The following is a 4,259-nucleotide window of genomic DNA, read 5'->3' as shown; positions in this document are numbered from 1 at the left end:
CACCCTCGGCCGCCCACTCCCCCGCGACGACGCCGACGAGCTGACCTGGCTGCTCTTCCACCAGGACCAGGTGATCAGCCTGGCCCAGGCGTTACGGCACATGTCCCGCCGGGCCGTCCGGCACCGGCTCGCCACCGACCGCTGGCGCCAGGTGCACCGCGCGGTCTTCGTCACGCACAACGGGCCGATCGGCCCCGACCAGTTCTGCTGGATCGCGGTACTCGCCGCCGGGGAGCCGGCGGTGCTGGCTGGCCTGACCGCCGCCCGGGAGTGGGGACTGCGCCGGTACGACGGCAGTGCCGTCCACCTGCTGCTGCCGGCTGCCCGGCGGGCCGACCGCCTCCCGCCCTACGTCGTCGCGCACCGGAGCACGTCGCTGCCGGAGGAGGACGTCCTGCCGGTCGGACTGCCGCCCCGGACCATGCCGGCCCGGTCGATCGTCGACGCGGCCCAGTGGGCACGCACCGACGAGGAGGCGCGGGCGGTCGTCGCGGCGGGATTCCAACAACGCCTGGTCGGTGGCGACGACATCCACCGGGTACTCGACCGGATGCCCCGGGCCCGGCGCCGCAAACTGATCATGCAGACCGCCACGGATGCAGCCGGCGGCGCCCATTCCCTGGCTGAACTGGACTTCCTCAGCCTGGTCCGCCGCGCGGGCCTGCCCGAGCCGTCCCGACAGGTGATCCGGACCGACAGCGCGGGACGGCGCCGCTACCTGGACGTCTACTTCGACCGGTGGCGGGTACACGTGGAGGTCGACGGCGGTCAGCACCTCGACCCGCGTACCGCCTGGGCCGACATGCAGCGCCAGAACGACCTCTGGATCGCCGGTGACCGGGTGCTCCGCTTCCCCGCCTGGGCGGTGAGGAACCAGCCGGGGGCGGTGATCCAACAACTCCGGGCCGCGTTACGGGCCGCCGGCTGGCCCGGCTGACCCGGCTGACCGCCGGATTTTCGAAGATCTTGGTGGCGAACAGCCCCTGGAGGGGCCCGTTGCCACCAAGATCTCAGCGGCTACCCGTCGGTCGTGGCCTTCTTCGCCGTCGTCGCCTTGGTCGTCGTCGCCTTGGTCGTCGTCGCCTTCGCCGGAGCAGCCTTCTTCGCGGCCGTCTTCTTCGCCGGTGCCGCCGCCTTCTTGGTGGTCGCCTTCTTCTTCGGCGCCGGCCCCTTCGCCCGCTTCTCGGCGAGCATCTCGGAAGCCTCCTCGATGGTCAACGCCTCCGGGCTCTGACCGCGCCGCAGGGACGCGTTCGTCTCCCCGTCGGTGACGTACGGCCCGAACCGGCCGTCCTTGATCACCAGCGGCTTCTCGGTCAGCGGATCGACGCCCATCTCCCGCAGCGGCGGAGCCGCCGCCCGACGCTGACGGGTCTTCGGCGCGGCCAGCAGGGCCAGCGCCTCGTCCAGCGTGACGGTGAACATCTTCTCCTCGGAGTCCAGCGAGCGGAACTCCTCACCCCGCTTGACGTACGGGCCGTACCGGCCGTTGTTGGCGAACACCTCGACACCCTCGGCGTCCACCCCGACCAGCCGGGGCAGGCTGAGCAGCTTCAGCGCCTCGCCCAGGGTCAACTCGTCCGGTGACTGGGAGCGCAGCAGCGACGACTTGCGCTCGCCACTGGACACGTACGGACCGAACCGGCCGGACTTGAGCAGGATCGGCTCGCCGGTGGCCGGGTCGTCCCCGAGCTTGCGCTCGCCCCCGCCGCCAAGGAACAGCTCGTGCACCTTCTCCGGGGTCAGCTCGTCCGGGGCCAGCCCCTCGGGGATCGGCGCCCGGTCCCCGGCCGGGCCGCCCTCCTCGCCCTCGGCCGTCGGAGTCGGTTCCGCACCCGGCACGCTGCGTTGCAGGTACGGCCCGTACCGGCCGACCCGGACCACCACCTCGCGGCCCTCGTCGTCGGTGAAGAGCGGGATGGAGTTGACGCTGCGCGCGTCGATCTCGCTGAGGTTCTCGGTGACCAGTTTCTTCAGCCCACCGGAACGGGCGATGTCCTGGTCACCGGCACCGTTGGTGGTGCCGAAGTAGAACGCGGTCAGGAAGTCGACCGCCGCGTGGTCCCCACCGGCGATCTCGTCCAGCTCGTTCTCCATGCTGGCGGTGAAGTTGTAGTCGACCAGCCTCGGGTAGTGCCGCTCCATCAGACCGATCACCGCGAAGGCCAGGAACGTGGGGATCATCGCCTGGCCCCGCTTGGCCACGTACCCCCGGTCCTGGATGGTCTGCATGATCGACGCGTACGTCGACGGCCGACCGATGCCCAGCTCCTCCAGCGCCTTGACCAGCGACGCCTCCGTGTAGCGCGACGGCGGCTGGGTGTGGTGCCCCTGCGCGGCCAGCTCGTCGGCGGTCAGCGGCTGCCCCTTGGTCAGGTTCGGCAGCCGCCGCTCGGCGTCCTCGGCCTCGGCGTTCTCGTCGTCCGAGGACTCGACGTACGCCCGCAGGAACCCCGGGTCGGTGATCGTCTTGCCGGTCGCGCCGAAGTCGGCCTCCTCGCCCGCGCTGGAGACCGCCCGGATCCGCACCGAGACGCTGGAGCCGACCGCGTCGGTCATCTGCGAGGCGATGGTCCGCCGCCAGATCAGCTCGTAGAGCTTGAACTCGTCGCCGGACAGCTCGTTGGCCACCTCGCCCGGGGTACGGAAGTTGTCCCCGGCGGGGCGGATCGCCTCGTGCGCCTCCTGCGCGTTCTTCACCTTGCCGGTGTACCGGCGCGGCTCCGGCGGGACACTGCGCTCGCCGTACAGCTCGACGATCTGCCGGCGGGCGGCGGCGATGGCCGTCTCGGAGAGGTTCACCGAGTCGGTACGCATGTAGGTGATGTAGCCGTTCTCGTACAGCCGCTGCGCGGTGCGCATCGTCTGCTGCGAGGAGAAGCGCAGCTTCCGGGCCGCCTCCTGCTGGAGGGTGGAGGTGATGAACGGCGCGTACGGCCGGCGCCGGTAGGGCTTCTCCTCGACCCGGGTCACGCCGAACGGCTGCCCCGCCAGGCGGGCGGCCAGCCCCCGGGCCCCGTCGCCGTCCAGGTGCACCACGCCGGCACCCGGCTTGACCCGGCCGGTGGTCGGCTCGAAGTCCTTGCCGGTGGCGATCCGGTCCCCGCCGAGCGCCACCAGGGTGGCGTGGAAGGTACGCGGTCCGTCGCCCGGGTTCTGCACGGCCAGGGTGGCCAGGATGTCCCAGTACTCGGCGGTGCGGAAGGCCATCCGCTGCCGTTCCCGCTCCACCACGATCCGGGTGGCCACCGACTGCACCCGGCCCGCCGAGAGCTTCGGCATGACCTTCTTCCACAGCACCGGCGAGACCTCGTACCCGTAGAGCCGGTCCAGGATCCGCCGGGCCTCCTGGGCGTCGACCAGGTCCCGGTCGATCTCCCGGGGGTTGGCCACCGCCGCCTGGATGGCCGGCTTGGTGATCTCGTGAAAGACCATCCGCTTGACCGGCACCTTGGGCTTGAGGGTCTCCACCAGGTGCCAGGCGATCGCCTCGCCCTCGCGGTCCTCGTCGGTGGCGAGGAAGATCTCGTCGACCTCCTTGGCCAACTTGGTCAACTTGGAGATCTGCTGCCTCCGGTCGGCGGAGACCACGTAGAGCGCGGCGAAGCCGTTGTCGACGTCGACACCGAGCCGGGCCCACGGCTCCTTCTTGTACTTCGCGGGCACGTCGGCCGCGTTGCGCGGCAGGTCACGGACGTGACCGAAGCTGGCCTCGACGACGTACCCCGGGCCGAGATAGCCCGAGATCGTCTTGGCCTTCGCCGGTGACTCGACGATGACCAGACGGGTGCTCCTGGCGTTACTCGGCACGTCTCTCCCCGACTTCGAACGGTTGCTCCTGGCCCGGTGGTTGGCGGGGCCGGGGTCGTCATCGACCCGGCCCACCGTCCGGCGCTGCGATGTCCAACGTAACGCGCCGCCCGCGTCGCGGGTTCCGCGGGCGGCGAACCACGCGCTGTAGCGGCGGTACGCCCCGGTTGTCCACCCGTTGCGCTCGGCGACCTTGCCGGACGGCGACACCGTACACCGCAGAGCGGCACTCACGCGGGATACTGCGCGGATCGATGTCCGTCAGGCGGAGGTCAGCCGCCCCAATTCTGGTCCAAACCGGCAGCCGGCTGTCCCGCATCGGACAGGTTTCCGTCAGCCGGTCGATAGCGGTCCCGGCCCGGTCAGCCGGCGGCCGCCGGGCGGCGGAATCGGCCCCGGTCGGCCGGGCGGCGGGCGGGGCCCGGTCGGCCAAGCGGTGGGCAGGGCCC

General features: G+C 71.4%; 2 protein-coding genes. One reads left to right on the top strand and one right to left on the bottom strand.

Going from position 1 to position 4,259, the window contains the following annotated elements; translation table 11 throughout:
- On the top strand, positions 1-937 hold a 937-nt coding region (locus GSF22_RS31385), incomplete at its 5' end, for a DUF559 domain-containing protein (protein WP_244454479.1).
- Positions 938-1,017: 80 nt separating this feature from the next.
- On the opposite strand, the gene topA is transcribed toward GSF22_RS31385, so the two are convergent.
- Positions 1,018-3,810, bottom strand: a complete 2,793-nt coding sequence (topA, locus tag GSF22_RS31380; RefSeq protein ID WP_208817535.1) for a type I DNA topoisomerase — start codon at positions 3,808-3,810, stop codon at positions 1,018-1,020.
- Positions 3,811-4,259: the final 449 nt, after the last annotated feature.

The organism is Micromonospora echinofusca, assembly GCF_017614955.1.
In the GTDB taxonomy this organism is placed as follows: domain Bacteria; phylum Actinomycetota; class Actinomycetes; order Mycobacteriales; family Micromonosporaceae; genus Micromonospora; species Micromonospora echinofusca_A.
This window is presented reverse-complemented; position numbering and strand designations above follow the sequence as displayed.